This window comes from Pseudophaeobacter sp. 1A09344, from assembly GCF_041008745.1.
Taxonomy (GTDB): domain Bacteria; phylum Pseudomonadota; class Alphaproteobacteria; order Rhodobacterales; family Rhodobacteraceae; genus Phycobacter; species Phycobacter gallaeciensis_A.
Genome location: NZ_JAXGFS010000002.1, coordinates 111,924 through 126,537, shown reverse-complemented (window position 1 = coordinate 126,537; position 14,614 = coordinate 111,924). Strand labels below are relative to the sequence as shown.

Below are 14,614 nucleotides of genomic sequence, written 5' to 3'. Positions count from 1 at the left end.
CGGGTTTTCCCCGGGCTAAACAAGGAGACCGCTGTGACGTCAGTATTCGCCAACACCACCTCCGTGACCATCCTGCAAGGGGATTACCGCGTGTCCAAGGATCCGTCGGTCGTCTTCTCGACTGTGCTTGGCTCCTGCATTGCAGCCTGCATCTATGACGCGGAGAATGGCGTTGGCGGCATGAACCACTTCCTGCTGGCGAATGCCAATGGTGGCGGTGTCAGCGCCCGCTATGGCATTCACGCCATGGAGCTTCTGATCAACGGCATTATGAAGAAGGGCGCCGAGCGCCGCAATCTGAAGGCCAAGGTGTTTGGCGGCGCAAAAATGTCGGTGAATCTGTCCGATATCGGTGCCTCAAACGCGCAGTTCGTCCAGCAGTTCCTGAAAGACGAGGGTATTCCCTGCATCTCCTCCAGCGTGGGCGGCACATCGGCCCGCCGGGTTCGGTTCCATCCGACATCCGGCAGCGCCCAGCAGACCCGGGTTGCCAACGACCGGCGTCTTGGCGAACAGGAAGTGGCGGCAGCACGCCAACCCACACCCGCACCCGCCACCCCGGCTGGCGCAGGCGATCTGACTCTGTTCTGAATTGTCGCAGGCGGTCCCGAACCGCAGCCAGATCCCATTCTAAAAAAGAGCCGGTCGCAGCGTTGCGACCGGCTTTTTGCATTGTGAGCACCCACGCAGCGGAAAGCGCCAACCACGGGCGAGGGAAATTATCCCTTGCTCCGTTTCCGGCCCGGCGCTACGCCAAGTGAGATATGCAGACGTTCCACGAGGCCCGCCAATGATCCTGTCCCGCACCCGCCGCCTATGTCTGGCTGCCGTGCTGGGATTTGCGTTTGCCATCGCAGCGCCCGGTCTGACCTTTGCAGGCGAGGTCACTGTGTTCGCCGCCTCCAGCCTGACCAATGCAATCGAGCGTATCCGCGCAGGGTTTGAAGCCGAAACCGGGCATACCGTTGCGGTTTCACTGGCCGGGTCCTCCGTTCTGGCGCGCCAGATCGAATATGGCGCGCCAGCTGATGTTTTTATCTCTGCCAACCCCGCCTGGATGGACCATCTTGAGCAGCGCGACAGGATTGTAGCAGGCAGCCGGTTTGACCTGATGGGCAACAGCCTTGTGCTGATTGCACATGGGCAGCAGCAACCGGTGACACTTTCGCCCGATTTTGACCTTGCCGGACTGCTAGGGAAAAACCGGCTTGCCATGGCCCTGACCGAAGCCGTGCCGGCCGGGATCTACGGCAAGGCCGCGCTGTCATCGCTCGGTCTATGGGAGGGCATTGCCCCCAATGTAGCCCAGACCGACAACGCCCGCGCCGCGCTGGCCCTGGTCGCTACTGGAGAGGCCCCCTTCGGGATTGTCTACACCACCGATGCAAAGGCCAATGCAGACGTCAGCATTATCGCCACCTTCCCGGGCGACAGCCACCCACCGATCATCTACCCCGCTGCAGCAATTTCGCCCGGTGACAATCCTGCAGCACGCGACTTTCTCGATTATCTCCAAAGCCCCGCCGCAGGTGCCATCCTGACGGCCGAGGGGTTCACCGTTTTGCCGGAATAGCCCGCATGATGGACTGGCTCGGCCCCGAGGAATGGAACGCGGTTGCCCTGTCTTTACGGGTATCATTCTGGGCAACCCTGGCGGCGCTGCCTCCGGCCATGCTGATCGCCTATGCCTTGGCAAGGTGGGAGTTTCCGGGCAAGCAGTTGCTGAACGGTCTGGTCCACCTGCCGCTGATCCTGCCGCCTGTGGTGACGGGGTACCTGCTGCTTCTGACCTTTGGCACCCAGGGGCCGGTCGGGGGGCTGCTGCAGCAGATGGGGATCGTGCTGGCCTTCCGCTGGACCGGCGCGGCGCTGGCAGCGGGCATCATGGGGTTTCCGCTGATGGTGCGCGCGATCCGGCTGTCCATCGAAGCCGTCGATCCAAAGCTGGAACAAGCCGCATCCACCCTGGGCGCGTCGCGGGTTTGGGTGTTTGTCAGCGTTACCCTGCCGCTCGTGTTTCCCGGGCTGATTGCAGGCGCGATCCTGGCCTTTGCCAAGGCGATGGGGGAATTTGGCGCCACGATTACCTTTGTGTCGAACATACCGGGCCAGACCCGGACCCTGCCATCAGCGATCTACGCCTTTTTGCAGATCCCCGGCGGTGAGGCTGCCGCAACCCGACTGGTTCTGATCTCGGTTGCCCTTGCAATGACCGCCTTGCTCCTGTCCGAAGCCCTCGCCCGCAGGGCGGCCAAACGCATAAGGGACGCGTGATGCTGTCGGTGCAGCTCAGCCATAGCAGGCCCGGTTTCACCCTAGATGTCGCCTTTGAGGCGCCGCAGGGGATCACCGTCCTGTTCGGCCGGTCGGGGTCCGGGAAGACCACTGTTGTCAACGCGGTCGCCGGGCTGTTGAAACCGGATGCAGGACGCGTGGCGCTGAATGGACGGGTCCTGTTTGACACCAAATCGGGTCTATGGCTGCCGCCAAACCGGCGCCGCATTGGCTATGTCTTTCAGGAAGGTCGCCTGTTCCCGCATCTGACCGTCCGGCAGAACCTCCTGTTCGGTCGCTGGTTCGCCCCAAAAAATACGCCCAGGGCGGATATCGACCGGATCGTCGAGATGCTGGGGATCGGCCACCTGCTGCAAAGACGGCCCGGAGGTCTGTCGGGTGGTGAAAAACAAAGGGTTGCGATCGGTCGCGCGCTGCTGTCCTCGCCGGAGATGATCCTGGCCGATGAACCGCTGACGGCGTTGGATGAGGCGCGCAAGGCGGAAATCCTGCCGTATTTCGAACGGCTGCGCGATGAAACGGACATTCCAGTACTCTACGTCAGCCACTCCGCAGCCGAGGTGGCGCAGCTGGCCACCACGGTCGTCGTGCTGCAGGACGGCAAAACGGTTCAGCAGGGACCCGCCGCGCAGATCCTAAGCGATCCCAATGTCATGCCGACCGGTGTTCGTTCCGTTGGCGCGCTGCTGGAAACCCGGGTCAAAGCGCATCACCCGGACGGGCTGACCGAACTCGACGCAGGCGGTATTCCATTGTTCCTGCCAAAGATCGCCCAGGCACCGGGTCAGATGATCCGGGTCCGGGTTGCTGCGCATGAGGTGATCCTGTCACGGCAGCGTCCCGAGGGGCTTTCTGCGCTCAATATCCTGCCGGGCACGGTCCAGCAGATCCGCGCCGGTGACGGCCCCGGGGCAATGGTGTCTCTCAAAACGCCAGCCGGGCGCATCCTGGCCCGCATCACCCAGCGCTCGGCGCGGGCGCTGGAGCTCACCGAAGGCGCCGAATGTTTTGCCGTGGTGAAATCGGTCGCCATCGCGCCCAGCGATATCGGTGGCGCTTCGGGATAGGCCTGCCATAGCTTCTGCACTGGGGCACACGGACAAGTTTCACGCATCAGCTAGAGCACTGCTCGCCACGTTCAAACATTACATAACACACATTATGTGCATAATTAGGGCGACGTATCTGCGCCGACCGCTTTTTGGCGACATGCACCGCGCTCACGCAACCGAAGGAAACACCGCCGTCTTTTTCACCGTGCCGTAGACAAAACTTGTGTCGATCGAGGCGATGCCGCCGATGGGATGAATGCGGTTCCGGATGAAATCCTCATAGGCTTCGAGATCGGGCACAAGCACCCTCAGCTGGTAATCCATTGCCCCGGTCATCACGTGACATTCCAGCACCTCATCGATCATCCGGATACGGCTTTCGAAGTTCTTTACATCCGCCTCGTTGTGCCGCTCCAGCCGGACGCGCACGAACACCATGATCGACAGACCATAGGCCGCCGCGTCCACATCGGCGCTGTAGCCCTGCACGATCCCCTTGGCTTCAAGGTTCCGGATCCGCCGCAGACAAGGAGAGGGTGACAGATTCACCGCATCGGCAAGATCCTGATTGGTCATGCGACCATCCCGCTGCAACGCACGGATGATTTGTCGGTCCTTACTGTCCATGAATCCCTCATATTGGTAGATAATGCCAATTATTACCCCAAATAAGGCAGAATTGGCAATCAAATGCCGTACAGGTCAGCACAAAGTGGCGCCATCAAGTTTCAGGAGATATCCCAATGAGCCGCGCCACAGGATTTGCCACCCGTGCCATCCACCACGCCTATAACCCGCTCGACAATGACGGCGCGCTGACCCCGCCCCTGCATCTGACCTCGACCTTCTCCTTTGAAACCGCCGAAGCGGGCGGAGATACCTTCGCCGGAGAGCGCGAAGGCCATATCTATTCCCGCATTTCCAACCCGACCTGCGATTTGCTTGAGCAGCGCATCGCCACGCTCGAAGGGGCCGAGGCAGGCCTTGCCATGGCCAGCGGCATGGGCGCGATCACTGCGGTTCTGTGGACCCTTCTGTCGCCGGGCGACGAGGTGATCGTCGACAAGACGCTGTATGGCTGCACCTTTGCCTTCATGCGGCACGGGCTGGCAAAATGGGGTGTCACCATTACCCATGTGGACATGACCGACGTGGAAAACCTGCGTGCGACGATCAGTGACAAGACCCGCGTCGTCTATTTCGAAACCCCGGCCAATCCGAACATGCGTCTTGTCGATATCGCGGCAGCATCAGACATCGCCCACACGGCAGGTGCGCAGGTCGTGGTCGACAACACCTATGCAACCCCCTATCTGACCCGCCCGATTGAGCTTGGCGCCGATATCGTGGTGCATTCCGCCACAAAATACCTTGGCGGCCATGGTGATGTGGTGGCCGGGCTGATCGCAGGCACTGCCGAGCAGATCACCGAAATCCGGTTGGTGGGGATGAAGGACATGACGGGGGCAGTGATGGCGCCTTTCAATGCCATGCTGATCCTGCGCGGGCTCAAGACTCTGGCCCTGCGCATGGATCGACACTGCGCCTCGGCGCGGGTGGTGGCGGACTATCTGGAGGCGCATCCGGCCGTCAGCAGCGTGCATTTTCCTGGGCTTCAAAGCTTCCCCCAGCACGAACTGGCCGAACGCCAGATGGCGCAGCCGGGTGCAATGATAGCCTTTGAAATCGACGGCGGTATGGCTGGCGGGATCCAGTTCATGAACGCGCTCGAGATGATTCAGCGCGCCGTGTCGCTGGGCGATGCGGAAACGCTGATCCAGCACCCGGCCTCGATGACCCATTCGACCTATACCGCCGAAGAACGGCTTGAGCATGACATCAGCGATGGCCTGATCCGCCTGTCGGTGGGGCTGGAAGACGTGGCCGACATCCTGCAGGATCTGGATCAGGCCCTGCCCACGCCCGCCAAACACGCTGCCGAATAAGGAGAGCGCCATGCCCGCCGATCTCACGCACCTGAAGACCGTCGAACAGCGGCTGCTGTGGCTGTCGCACTGGATGATCCATCACGCCAATCACGTGCGCCCCAAGGTGGACGGGATCAAGATCGGCGGGCATCAGGCCTCCTCCGCCTCGATGGTGTCGATCATGACCGCGCTTTATTTCTCGGCCCTGCGGCCCGAGGACAGGGTAGCGGTCAAACCCCATGCCTCGCCGATCTTTCACGCGATGCAGTACCTGATGGGCAACCAGACCCGCGAGAAGATGGAGAATTTCCGCGGCTTTGGTGGCGTGCAGAGCTATCCCAGCCGGACCAAGGATATCGACGATGTGGATTTTTCCACCGGTTCGGTGGGCCTTGGCGTGGCGATCACCTCATTTGCTGCGATTATCCAGGATTACATCAAGGCCAAGGATTGGGGGCGCGATGCCCCGATGGGCCGCATGGTGGCGTTGGTCGGCGATGCAGAACTGGACGAGGGCAATATCTACGAAGCCCTGCAGGAAGGTTGGAAAAACGATCTGCGCAACACCTGGTGGATCATCGATTACAACCGCCAGTCACTGGACGGAATCGTACGCGAAGGGTTGTTCGGGCGGATCGAGAAGATTTTCGACGCCTTCGGCTGGGATGTGGTGCGGGTCAAACATGGCGTCTTGCAGCGGGCCGCGTTCGAGGAACCCGGTGGCGATCATTTGCGCGACTGGATCGATGCCTGCCCCAATCAGGAATATTCCGCGCTGACCTTCATGGGCGGTGCAGTCTGGCGCAAGCGGCTGATGGATGATCACGGCGATCAGGGCGATGTGACGGCCCTGATCGACCGGCGCAGCGACGCCGAACTGGCCGCGCTGATGGAGAACCTGGGCGGGAACTGCGTAGAGACCATGGCTCAGACCTTTGACGCCATCGACCACGACCGGCCCACCTGTTTCCTCGCCTATACGATCAAGGGCTGGGGCACGCCCATTGCGGGACACAAGGACAATCACGGCGGGCTGATGAACAAGTCCCAGTTCGCCGAATGGCAAAAGCACATGGGCGTGGCTGAAGGCGAAGAATGGGAGCCTCTGGCAGCGGTCAAAGACCCGGATGCCCTGCGTGCCTTCCTGTCTGAGGTGCCCTTCTTTGCCAAGGGCACCCGGCGCTATCAGGATGACAAACTGGCGGTGCCCGCGATTGCCGTCGACACCTCGCGCGAGGTGTCGACCCAGATGGCCTTTGGCAAGATCCTTGATGATCTCTCGAAGGGCGATAGCGCACTGGCCGACCGCATCGTCACCACCTCACCTGATGTGACCGGCACCACCAACCTTGGCCCATGGGTGAACCGGCGCAAGCTCTTTGCTCGCACCGAACAGGCCGATGCATTTATCCAAAACCGCATTCCCTCGACCGCGAAATGGGAGTTCACACCGCAGGGCCAGCATATCGAGCTGGGCATTGCCGAGATGAATCTGATGCTGCTCTTGGGCGCGGCGGGCCTGTCGCATTCGCTCTTTGGCAAGCGGCTTATCCCCATCGGCACGGTCTATGATCCCTTTGTCGCCCGCGGCCTCGATGCGCTGAACTATGCCTGTTATCAGGACGCGCGTTTCATTCTGGTCGGCACCCCCTCTGGGGTGACACTGGCGCCCGAAGGCGGTGCGCACCAATCCGTCGGAACGCCTCTCATCGGGATGAGCCAGGACGGGCTGGCCTCCTTTGAACCTGCCTTTGCCGATGAGCTGGCAGTGATCATGGAGTGGGCCTTTGACTACGTGCAGCGCGATGGCGAGGGCGATCCGGATGAACGCACCTGGCTGCGGGATGAGACCGGCGGGTCGGTCTATCTGCGCCTCACCACCAACCCTGTTGAACAGCCCGGCAAACGCGTCGACGAAGAATTCCGTCAGGGTGCCATCGATGGCGCCTACTGGCTGCGCAAGCCGGGGCCGAATTGCGACGTGGTGATCGCCTATCAAGGCGCCGTTGGCCCAGAGGCGATCAAGGCCGCCGGAATGGTCGGCGAAGGTCGCCGCGACATTGGCGTGCTGGCGGTGACCTCGGCGGACCGGCTGAATGCAGGCTGGACAGCGGCGCAACGCGCTCGCGCCCGCGGCAATGCAGCCGCGCAATCGCATATCGAGGCCCTTATGGGGCGGCTGCCGCCCCATTGCCGGATCATCACCTTGATCGACGGTCATCCGGCCACATTGTCATGGCTTGGCTCTGTCGCCGGGCACCAGACAATCCCGCTTGGGGTGGAGCATTTTGGCCAGACCGGCACTATAGGGGATCTTTACCGCCACCACGGCATCGACGCCCGCGCCATCGTCGAAAAGGTGAATGGTTTGACAGCCGGGAAGAAGATGGCCTGAGAGGCGCACATCAAAGGGATGTATCTTCGCGAAGCGCGCAACGGTCCAGCAGTGCCGTTACATCCTCGGCCTTGAACAATGCGGTGCCTTCGGTCTGGACCGTTGCGCTGGCGGCGGCAACGCCCCAGCGCAGCGCCTGCCCCAGAGGCTGGCCCTGCGACAGGGCCAGCGTCAGCGCCCCGGTAAAGGCATCCCCGGCCCCGATTTTACTGACCATCGGAACCTCGGGTGCGCGGCAGAAAAACCGCTGCTGCCCCGTCACCAGAATGGAGCCTTCACCGCCGCGGCCGCCAACCACGAGCTCCGCCACGCCGCGCGCAATCAGCGCCTCGGCAAAGGTGTAGCTGTCATTCAGGCTCTCCATCCTGCGCCCTGCTGACTGCTCCGCCTCACGCTGATCCAGCCGCAACAGGTGCACCGGATCGGAAGGTGAGGAGAGCAGATGTTCCAGCGCAGTCTTTGAGGTATCGACAACCAGCTTGCCCCGGCTCGGGGTCAGGGCCGCCAGAACCTTTTGCGGGAAATCGTCACCCAGACCGGGCGTGACGCCACCGCTGAGGACCACATAACCATCCCTTGGCGCGGCAGAGGCAATCGCATCGAGCAGACGCGCGCCATCAGCCTCACTCATCTCCTCACCCGGAACACTGAAGCGGAACTGTTCCCCAGTCGATGTATCCGTCACCGCAAAACTCTGCCGCGTTTCACCACCGGCCTGCACGGGATCCACCGGGACGCCCTCCGCTGCCAAAAGCTGCAACAGCCGCTCCCCCATGGCGCCGCCTACGGCAACGAGCGCCAGAACATCGCCGCCCAGCCTGTGAATGGCCCGGGCCACATTGACGCCGCCACCGCCCGGATCGGTGCGCGGAGTATCACAATAAAGCTTGGGGCCTGCCACCACGTGGTCGATCGAGGTGGCCAGATCAACGGCAGGGTTCAGCGTGATTGTCAGGATCTTGGACATTGGTTTCCCAGCAGGCATGTCAGAGCACAGCCTCTGCACATCTAATTCTTTTTTGTCGCGCCACCAATCCCGGACGGTCTGAGCCGCCGGGCGGATATGGCGGCTAAGGCTCTTCCCTGCGCAGCTGTTTTCTAAGCCAGGCCTCGAACCGTTGCACCGGTTTTGGCGCCGCCCCGTAGGGACGCACGAAATAATAGCGTTTGCGGGAGGTCAGATGCGGACCGGGAATGCGCATCAACTCACCCGAGGCGATTTCCTGATCTACCATATCATATGGCACGATCGCTGCGCCCAGCCCGGCCACCGCTGCAGCGATAACCATCGAATGCTGGTCGAAATAGCGCCCGTCCTGACGCGGCGCACCTATGATCCCAGCACGTGCGAACCAGTCCCGCCAGGCTTCTTCGCGGCTTTCCAGATGCAACAGCGGCACCCCAGGCCAATTCGGATTGCCCGCAAGATCCTGCCCGGCAAAGAAATCCGGCGCGCAGACCGGGATCATCTGCTCGCCGAACAATTCGGTCATCAGCGTACCCGGCCAATTGTCGAGCCCGTAGTGAATGGCCAGATCAAAAGAGGTACGGCTGAAATCAAACGGCTCCAGCCGGGTGGTGAAATTCAGCTCGATCTCGGGGTGGCGGGCAAAGAAATCCGGCAACCTTGGGATCAGCCAGCGATTGGCGAATGTCGGCAGGACGGCGATCCGCAGCGCCGAACGCCCGGCCCCGGCGGCAACCGCTTTTTGCAGGCTGGCCTTCAGCGATCCCAGATCCTGCGCCAGATCGGTGGCAAGCCCCTGCCCGGCCGGGGTCAACACCACACCGCGCCCGACCCGCTGGAACAACTCGAACCCCAGGACCGTTTCCAGCTCTTTCACCTTCTTGCTGACGGCGCTTTGGGTCAGCCCCAGTTCCTCGCCGGCGGCGGTGAAATTCTGATGCCGGGCCGCGCTTTCGAAGCAACGCATATGGGTCAGGCTGGGCAGCCGCATCACGACACCTCCTGCGGGCCGATCTGCCCGATCAGCCAGTCACGGAATTTCAGCAAGGGATAGTCAGTCGCCCGATCCTGTGGCCAGACCAGAAAATACGACCCCAGCGTAACCGGCGCGCCCGGCACTGCCAGTTGCAGCCGACCCTGGGCAATTTCCGCCTCGGCAATGAAGGTCGGCAGCAGGGCAACGCCAAGCCCATGTACCGCCGCCTGTGTCATCGCCGAGGATTGATCGAACAACATGCCGCGCAGTTTTTCCGCCGGAACATCATGCAGGGCAAACCATTGCTCCCAGCTGTCCGGGTGGGTCTCCAGATGCAGCAGCGGAAAACTGAGCAGCTCCTCCGGCGTTGCGGCCGGGGCATGCATCAGTCCGGGCGCGCAGACCGGCAGCACGTGTTTGGGCATCAGAGGCAAATATTCGACGCCCGGCCAATCACGTGTGCCATAGTGAATTGCCGCCTGTGTGGTGCTGCCCTCAAAACTGAACGGCAGGTTGTGGGTCTGAAGGTTGACGGTAATCCCCGGATGCCCTGCCACGAAATCCTTCAGCCGCGGCGCCAGCCAGTGCAGCCCGAAGGAGGGCAGGATCGACAGGTTCAGACTGCCCCCATCCGGGTTGGCCCTGAGTTTCACCGAGGCCTGCGCAAGCCGGGTCAGGATACCGCGTGCCTCCTGTGCGAATCCTGCCCCCGCCGGTGTCAGCTGCATCCGCATCTGATCACGCGCAATCAGATCAACCCCCATCTGCTCTTCCAGCTGTTTCAGTTGGCGGCTGACCGCGCTTTGGGTCAGCGACAGATCCTCAGCCGCCGCCGAGGCACTGCCCAGACGGTCCACCGCTTCGAGGGCAAGCAGGGATGGAATGGAGGGTAAAAAGCGACGCGGCGCGATCATATGACTTTACCTCATACCGGCAGGAATTAGTTTCATGTGCAAACCACTCCTTTCAATGACAAACAAGGGAAAACGCCAACACCTGATCATCAAAGATAGTTCTTTCCCTCATGATCAGCATTCTCTGACAAGGACTCCTTCCATGGATTACGCAGATATCCTGACCGCCGCTGGCCTGACCAAAGACGAACTCTGGGGTGGAACGCTCAGCGTGACCACGCCGGTCGATGGTAGCGAAATCGCCAAGTTGAAGATGCACAGTGTGAGCGAGGCGAACACCCAAATCGCGGATGCGAAACAGGCATTCACGGCCTGGCGGCAAGTGCCTGCCCCGCGCCGCGGTGAACTGGTCCGCCTGCTTGGCGAAGAGCTGCGCCGCGAGAAGGAAAACCTTGGCCGACTGGTGACGCTGGAATGCGGCAAGATCTATCAGGAAGGCCTTGGCGAAGTGCAGGAGATGATCGACATCTGCGATTTCGCGGTTGGCCTGTCGCGCCAGCTTTATGGCCTGACCATTGCATCCGAGCGCCCTGGCCACGCCATGCGCGAAACCTGGCACCCGATGGGCACCTGCGGCATCATCACCGCCTTCAATTTCCCGGTCGCGCCCTGGTGCTGGAACGCGGCGCTGGCGCTTGTCTGCGGCGATCCGGTGATCTGGAAACCTTCCGAGAAGACCCCCCTGACGGCGCTGGCGGTTCAGAAGATCTGCGAGCGGGTTATGGAAACTTTCGGCGACGAAGCTCCAAAAGGCCTGATTCAGACTCTGGTCGGCGAACGCGATCTGGGCGAAGCGCTGACTGCCTCCAAGGATGTTGCGATCATCTCGGCCACCGGTTCGGTGCCGATGGGCAAGGCGGTTGCCGCCGATATGTCCAAACGTCTGGGGCGCACGATTCTGGAGCTGGGCGGCAACAACGCGATGATCGTGGCCCCTTCGGCGGATCTGGAAATGGCCCTGCGCGCCATTGTGTTCTCCGCCGTTGGCACCGCTGGGCAGCGCTGCACCACCCTGCGCCGCCTGATCGTGCACAAGGACATCTATGACCAGCTGACCCCGCGCCTGATCAAGGCCTATGAGGGTCTGCCGATTGGCGATCCCCTCGCCGACGGCACCCTGGTCGGCCCGCTGATCGACCGTCCCGCACTGGACGCCATGGACGCTGCGTTGGCCCAGGCCAAGGCCGAAGGTGGAAAGGTGCACGGCGGCGGGCAGGCGCAAAAGGACAGCCATGGCGATGCGGCCTATGCCCATCCGGCCATCGTGGAAATGCCGGAACAATCGGCAATCATGCATACCGAAACCTTCGCGCCGATCCTTTATGTGGTGAAATACGACGATCTGGATGAGGCCATCGCCCTGCAGAACGACGTGCCTCAGGGGCTCAGCTCCTGCATCTTCTCCACCGATGTGCGCGAGACCGAATATTTCCTCTCGGCAGCGGGTTCGGATTGCGGTATCGCCAATGTGAACATCGGACCCTCCGGTGCCGAAATCGGCGGGGCCTTTGGCGGAGAAAAGGAAACCGGCGGCGGCCGCGAAAGCGGATCTGACGCCTGGAAAGGGTATATGCGCAGGCAGACGAATACTGTGAACTATTCACGCGATCTGCCACTTGCACAGGGGATCAAATTTGACATCTGATCTGGCGTCCAGTCTTTGGCATGACACCTGCCGGGAGCAGATCCTGGCGCCGCAGCTGACCGAAGAGGTCACAGCGGATCTGGTGGTGATCGGCGGCGGCTACACAGGGTGTGCCGCCGCGCTGAAGGCTGCGGGACTAGGCGCCGATGTCCGCCTGATCGAGGCGGGCAGTTTCGGCAGCGGTGGGTCGGGGCGCAATGTCGGTCTGGCCAATGCCGGCCTCTGGCTGCCCCCCGAGGATATCAACGCCGAAATCGGCGAGGCAGCTGGGCGCCGCCTGTCCGACCTGCTCGCCGGGGCACCGGATATGGTCTATGACCTGATCGAAACCCATCAAATCGCCTGCGAACCGGTCCGCAAGGGCACGCTGCACTGCGCCCATGCCCCCAGCGGCATGAAAGATCTGCAACGGCGCTTCGACCAGCTGTCGCGGATCGGCGCTCCGGTGAAACTGCTGGACGCAAGCGAAGCGCAGGCAAGGGTCGGGTCCGAACAGGTGTTCGGCGCGCTGTTTGATCCACGCGCTGGCACGATCCAGCCGCTGGCCTATGCCCGCGGTCTGGCCCGGGCCGCTGCGGGTGCAGGTGCAAAGGTCCACGCAGAGACCCCTGCCCTATCGGCCACACGGCAGCAGGATATCTGGGACATCACCACCCCCAATGGCCGCATTCGCGCCAAACATATGATCGTCGCCACCAACGGCTACGCCCTGCCTATCGAAGGGCTGCAAACCCCGGCCATGATCCCGGTGCATTATTTCCAAGCCGCAACCGATCCGCTGCCGGACAGTGTTCGCAAGGCCATCCTGCCCGAGCTGGAAGGGTGCTGGGATTCGGCGCTGGTCATGTCCTCCTGGCGGCTGGATCAGGAAGGTCGCCTGATCATCGGCGGCATGGGGGCGCTGAACCATCCCGGCAGCGGCATTCACCTCGGCTGGCTGCGGCGCAAACTGGCGGATCTATTCCCGGCGCTGGCCGACACGCCCCTGCGACAGACCTGGTTCGGGCGGATCGCAATGACCACGGAACACCTGCCGAAGATCCAGCATCTGGACGGCGGCTATGCCTGTTTCGGCTATTCCGGGCGCGGCATCTGCCCCGGCACACTGTTTGGCACCCGCATGGCGGAGGCACTGCTGACTGGCGAGACATCCTGCCTTCCGGTGGACCCGGTGGCCAGCCACAGCCTGCCCTTTGCCGGGCTCAAACAAGCCTATTACGAGACCGGCGCGACCCTGACGCATCTGGTCAAAAACCGGTTCTGAAAGGGGCAGACCAGGGTCCCCCGCCCTGCCCCTTTCCGGAATACCTAGTGGCAGCTCGCCATGGCGCTGCCCAGTTCGGACAACAGATCCGTGTAGAACTCCGGCCCCGGCGGGATGTGGCTGCCCATGGGGTCGATCACTACCGTTTTTGCCCCGGTCCCATCCAGCACCGTATCGACCAGTCCCGGATTGAACTGCGGCTCGGAAAAGACACAGGCGACGCCATGGGACGCGACCGCATCGCGGATCTCGGCGATGCGCGCGGGGCTCGGGTCCGAAGCATCGCCTAGCGAAATCGCCCCGGATGAGGTCAGCCCAAAACTGTGCTCGAAATACTGGTAAGCGTCGTGGAAAACGATGAAGGAGCTGGCGCGCAGTGGCTCCAGAACCGCATCAAGGCGCCCCACGGTTTCCTTGATTTCCGCCTGACCGGCCTTGGCGTTGGCCATGTAGATCTCTGCGTTTTCGGGGTCCAGCGCGGCCAGCTCTGCGGCAATGACCGATAGCCACAGCTCTGCGTTTTCCGGCGCCAGCCAGGCATGGGGGTCAATGCCTTCATGTGCGTGGCCAGCGTGATCCTCGTGATGCGCGTCGCCGTGTTCATCATGCGCCATGTGATCATGATCGTCACCATGCTCGCCCTCTTCGGCGTGATCCTCATGTCCATCGTGATCTTCGCCAGCGTGACCGTCGTGATCATGCTCGGCTTCATGATCGTGATCATCGTGATCAAAGGTCGTGCCCGACCGGAACTCCAGCTCCAGCGTGCCATCGACATCCAGCAGTTCGGTCACCCGCGCCCGCCCCGCCAGGGTCTCAAGCGGGCCTTCCAGCCAGGGTGTCAGTGCTTCGCCAATCCAGAACACCGCATCAGCGCGGTCCAGCGCCAGCGCTTCGGAGGGGCGCATCGCGTAGCCATGGGGTGACGCACCGGGCGGCACCACCAGATCCGGCTCTCCCACTCCCTGCATCACACGGGCGACCAGCCCATGCACCGGCGCGATATCAACCGCTACCCGCGGCACCTCGGCCAGCGCCATCCCTGCCCAAAAAACAGCAGGCAGCGCCGCTGCGTAAGATAAGCCTTTCATTCCGACAGTCCTCTCGTCCCGAGTCGATGTAATTGTATAACATTACGCGGCTTGATAAACGTCATAACATAACATATCAAGACCCAA

General features: G+C 62.1%; 13 protein-coding genes. 8 read left to right on the top strand and 5 right to left on the bottom strand.

Annotated features, from left to right (window positions below):
* The first annotated feature begins 33 nt into the window (after positions 1-33).
* The 4 genes from SM765_RS03745 (at position 34) to modC (ending at position 3,362) form a co-directional block, all read left to right on the top strand.
* Positions 34-591: a chemotaxis protein CheD gene (locus tag SM765_RS03745; protein ID WP_274830765.1), complete on the top strand. Its 558-nt coding sequence runs from the start codon at positions 34-36 to the stop codon at positions 589-591.
* Positions 592-790: 199 nt separating this feature from the next.
* Positions 791-1,573: a molybdate ABC transporter substrate-binding protein gene (gene modA, locus SM765_RS03740; RefSeq protein WP_274837438.1), complete on the top strand. Its 783-nt coding sequence runs from the start codon at positions 791-793 to the stop codon at positions 1,571-1,573.
* An 8-nt stretch (positions 1,574-1,581) separates the two neighbouring features.
* Positions 1,582-2,274 carry a molybdate ABC transporter permease subunit gene (modB, locus tag SM765_RS03735; RefSeq protein ID WP_274837494.1) on the top strand — a complete coding sequence of 231 codons (693 nt, stop codon included), beginning with the start codon at positions 1,582-1,584 and terminating at the stop codon, positions 2,272-2,274.
* The gene (gene modC / locus SM765_RS03730) at positions 2,274-3,362 is read left to right on the top strand and encodes a molybdenum ABC transporter ATP-binding protein (RefSeq protein ID WP_274837439.1); all 1,089 of its coding nucleotides are present in this window, start codon (positions 2,274-2,276) and stop codon (positions 3,360-3,362) included. The genes modB and modC overlap by 1 nt, the downstream gene beginning before the upstream one ends.
* A gap of 153 nt (positions 3,363-3,515) precedes the next feature.
* On the opposite strand, the gene SM765_RS03725 is transcribed toward modC, so the two are convergent.
* A complete protein-coding gene (locus tag SM765_RS03725) occupies positions 3,516-3,974 on the bottom strand; it encodes an Lrp/AsnC family transcriptional regulator (RefSeq protein ID WP_274830762.1) in 459 nt (152 codons plus the stop codon).
* Positions 3,975-4,090: 116 nt separating this feature from the next.
* Here SM765_RS03725 and SM765_RS03720 point away from each other — a divergent pair, with 116 nt between their 5' ends.
* Both SM765_RS03720 and SM765_RS03715 read left to right on the top strand, forming a co-directional pair.
* Positions 4,091-5,293, top strand: coding sequence for a methionine gamma-lyase (locus SM765_RS03720; RefSeq protein WP_274837440.1), 1,203 nt, complete (start codon positions 4,091-4,093; stop codon positions 5,291-5,293).
* A 10-nt stretch (positions 5,294-5,303) separates the two neighbouring features.
* Positions 5,304-7,670 carry a thiamine pyrophosphate-binding protein gene (locus SM765_RS03715; RefSeq protein ID WP_274837441.1) on the top strand — a complete coding sequence of 789 codons (2,367 nt, stop codon included), beginning with the start codon at positions 5,304-5,306 and terminating at the stop codon, positions 7,668-7,670.
* 10 nt (positions 7,671-7,680) lie between these two features.
* Here SM765_RS03715 and SM765_RS03710 read toward each other — a convergent pair whose 3' ends face one another.
* The 3 genes from SM765_RS03710 to SM765_RS03700 form a co-directional block, all read right to left on the bottom strand.
* Positions 7,681-8,637 (bottom strand): 1-phosphofructokinase family hexose kinase, encoded by a 957-nt coding sequence (locus SM765_RS03710; RefSeq protein WP_274837442.1) that lies wholly within the window; start codon positions 8,635-8,637, stop codon positions 7,681-7,683.
* A gap of 103 nt (positions 8,638-8,740) precedes the next feature.
* Positions 8,741-9,628, bottom strand: a complete 888-nt coding sequence (locus SM765_RS03705; RefSeq protein WP_274830758.1) for a LysR substrate-binding domain-containing protein — start codon at positions 9,626-9,628, stop codon at positions 8,741-8,743.
* Positions 9,628-10,527: a LysR substrate-binding domain-containing protein gene (locus SM765_RS03700; protein WP_274837443.1), complete on the bottom strand. Its 900-nt coding sequence runs from the start codon at positions 10,525-10,527 to the stop codon at positions 9,628-9,630. Before SM765_RS03700 ends, SM765_RS03705 begins: the two co-directional genes overlap by 1 nt.
* Before the next feature lie 142 nt (positions 10,528-10,669).
* Between SM765_RS03700 and amaB the strand changes: the two genes are divergently transcribed.
* Both amaB and SM765_RS03690 read left to right on the top strand, forming a co-directional pair.
* On the top strand, positions 10,670-12,172 hold the full coding sequence (gene amaB, locus SM765_RS03695) for an L-piperidine-6-carboxylate dehydrogenase (protein WP_274837444.1): 1,503 nt from the start codon (positions 10,670-10,672) through the stop codon (positions 12,170-12,172).
* Positions 12,162-13,436 (top strand): NAD(P)/FAD-dependent oxidoreductase, encoded by a 1,275-nt coding sequence (locus SM765_RS03690; protein ID WP_274837445.1) that lies wholly within the window; start codon positions 12,162-12,164, stop codon positions 13,434-13,436. Before amaB ends, SM765_RS03690 begins: the two co-directional genes overlap by 11 nt.
* Before the next feature lie 44 nt (positions 13,437-13,480).
* Here SM765_RS03690 and SM765_RS03685 read toward each other — a convergent pair whose 3' ends face one another.
* On the bottom strand, positions 13,481-14,527 hold the full coding sequence (locus SM765_RS03685) for a zinc ABC transporter substrate-binding protein (protein ID WP_274837446.1): 1,047 nt from the start codon (positions 14,525-14,527) through the stop codon (positions 13,481-13,483).
* Positions 14,528-14,614 lie beyond the last annotated feature (87 nt).

What these genes read in the sequence shown, in the direction of transcription:
- SM765_RS03705 (WP_274830758.1), bottom strand. Translation starts at nt 9,628, where the DNA reads ATGCGGCTGCCCAGCCTGACCCATATGCGTTGCTTCGAAAGCGCGGCC.
- modB (WP_274837494.1), top strand. Translation starts at nt 1,582, where the DNA reads ATGGACTGGCTCGGCCCCGAGGAATGGAACGCGGTTGCCCTGTCTTTA.
- SM765_RS03725 (WP_274830762.1), bottom strand. Translation starts at nt 3,974, where the DNA reads ATGGACAGTAAGGACCGACAAATCATCCGTGCGTTGCAGCGGGATGGT.
- amaB (WP_274837444.1), top strand. Translation starts at nt 10,670, where the DNA reads ATGGATTACGCAGATATCCTGACCGCCGCTGGCCTGACCAAAGACGAA.
- SM765_RS03715 (WP_274837441.1), top strand. Translation starts at nt 5,304, where the DNA reads ATGCCCGCCGATCTCACGCACCTGAAGACCGTCGAACAGCGGCTGCTG.
- modC (WP_274837439.1), top strand. Translation starts at nt 2,274, where the DNA reads ATGCTGTCGGTGCAGCTCAGCCATAGCAGGCCCGGTTTCACCCTAGAT.
- SM765_RS03700 (WP_274837443.1), bottom strand. Translation starts at nt 10,527, where the DNA reads ATGATCGCGCCGCGTCGCTTTTTACCCTCCATTCCATCCCTGCTTGCC.
- SM765_RS03685 (WP_274837446.1), bottom strand. Translation starts at nt 14,527, where the DNA reads ATGAAAGGCTTATCTTACGCAGCGGCGCTGCCTGCTGTTTTTTGGGCA.
- SM765_RS03710 (WP_274837442.1), bottom strand. Translation starts at nt 8,637, where the DNA reads ATGTCCAAGATCCTGACAATCACGCTGAACCCTGCCGTTGATCTGGCC.
- modA (WP_274837438.1), top strand. Translation starts at nt 791, where the DNA reads ATGATCCTGTCCCGCACCCGCCGCCTATGTCTGGCTGCCGTGCTGGGA.
- SM765_RS03720 (WP_274837440.1), top strand. Translation starts at nt 4,091, where the DNA reads ATGAGCCGCGCCACAGGATTTGCCACCCGTGCCATCCACCACGCCTAT.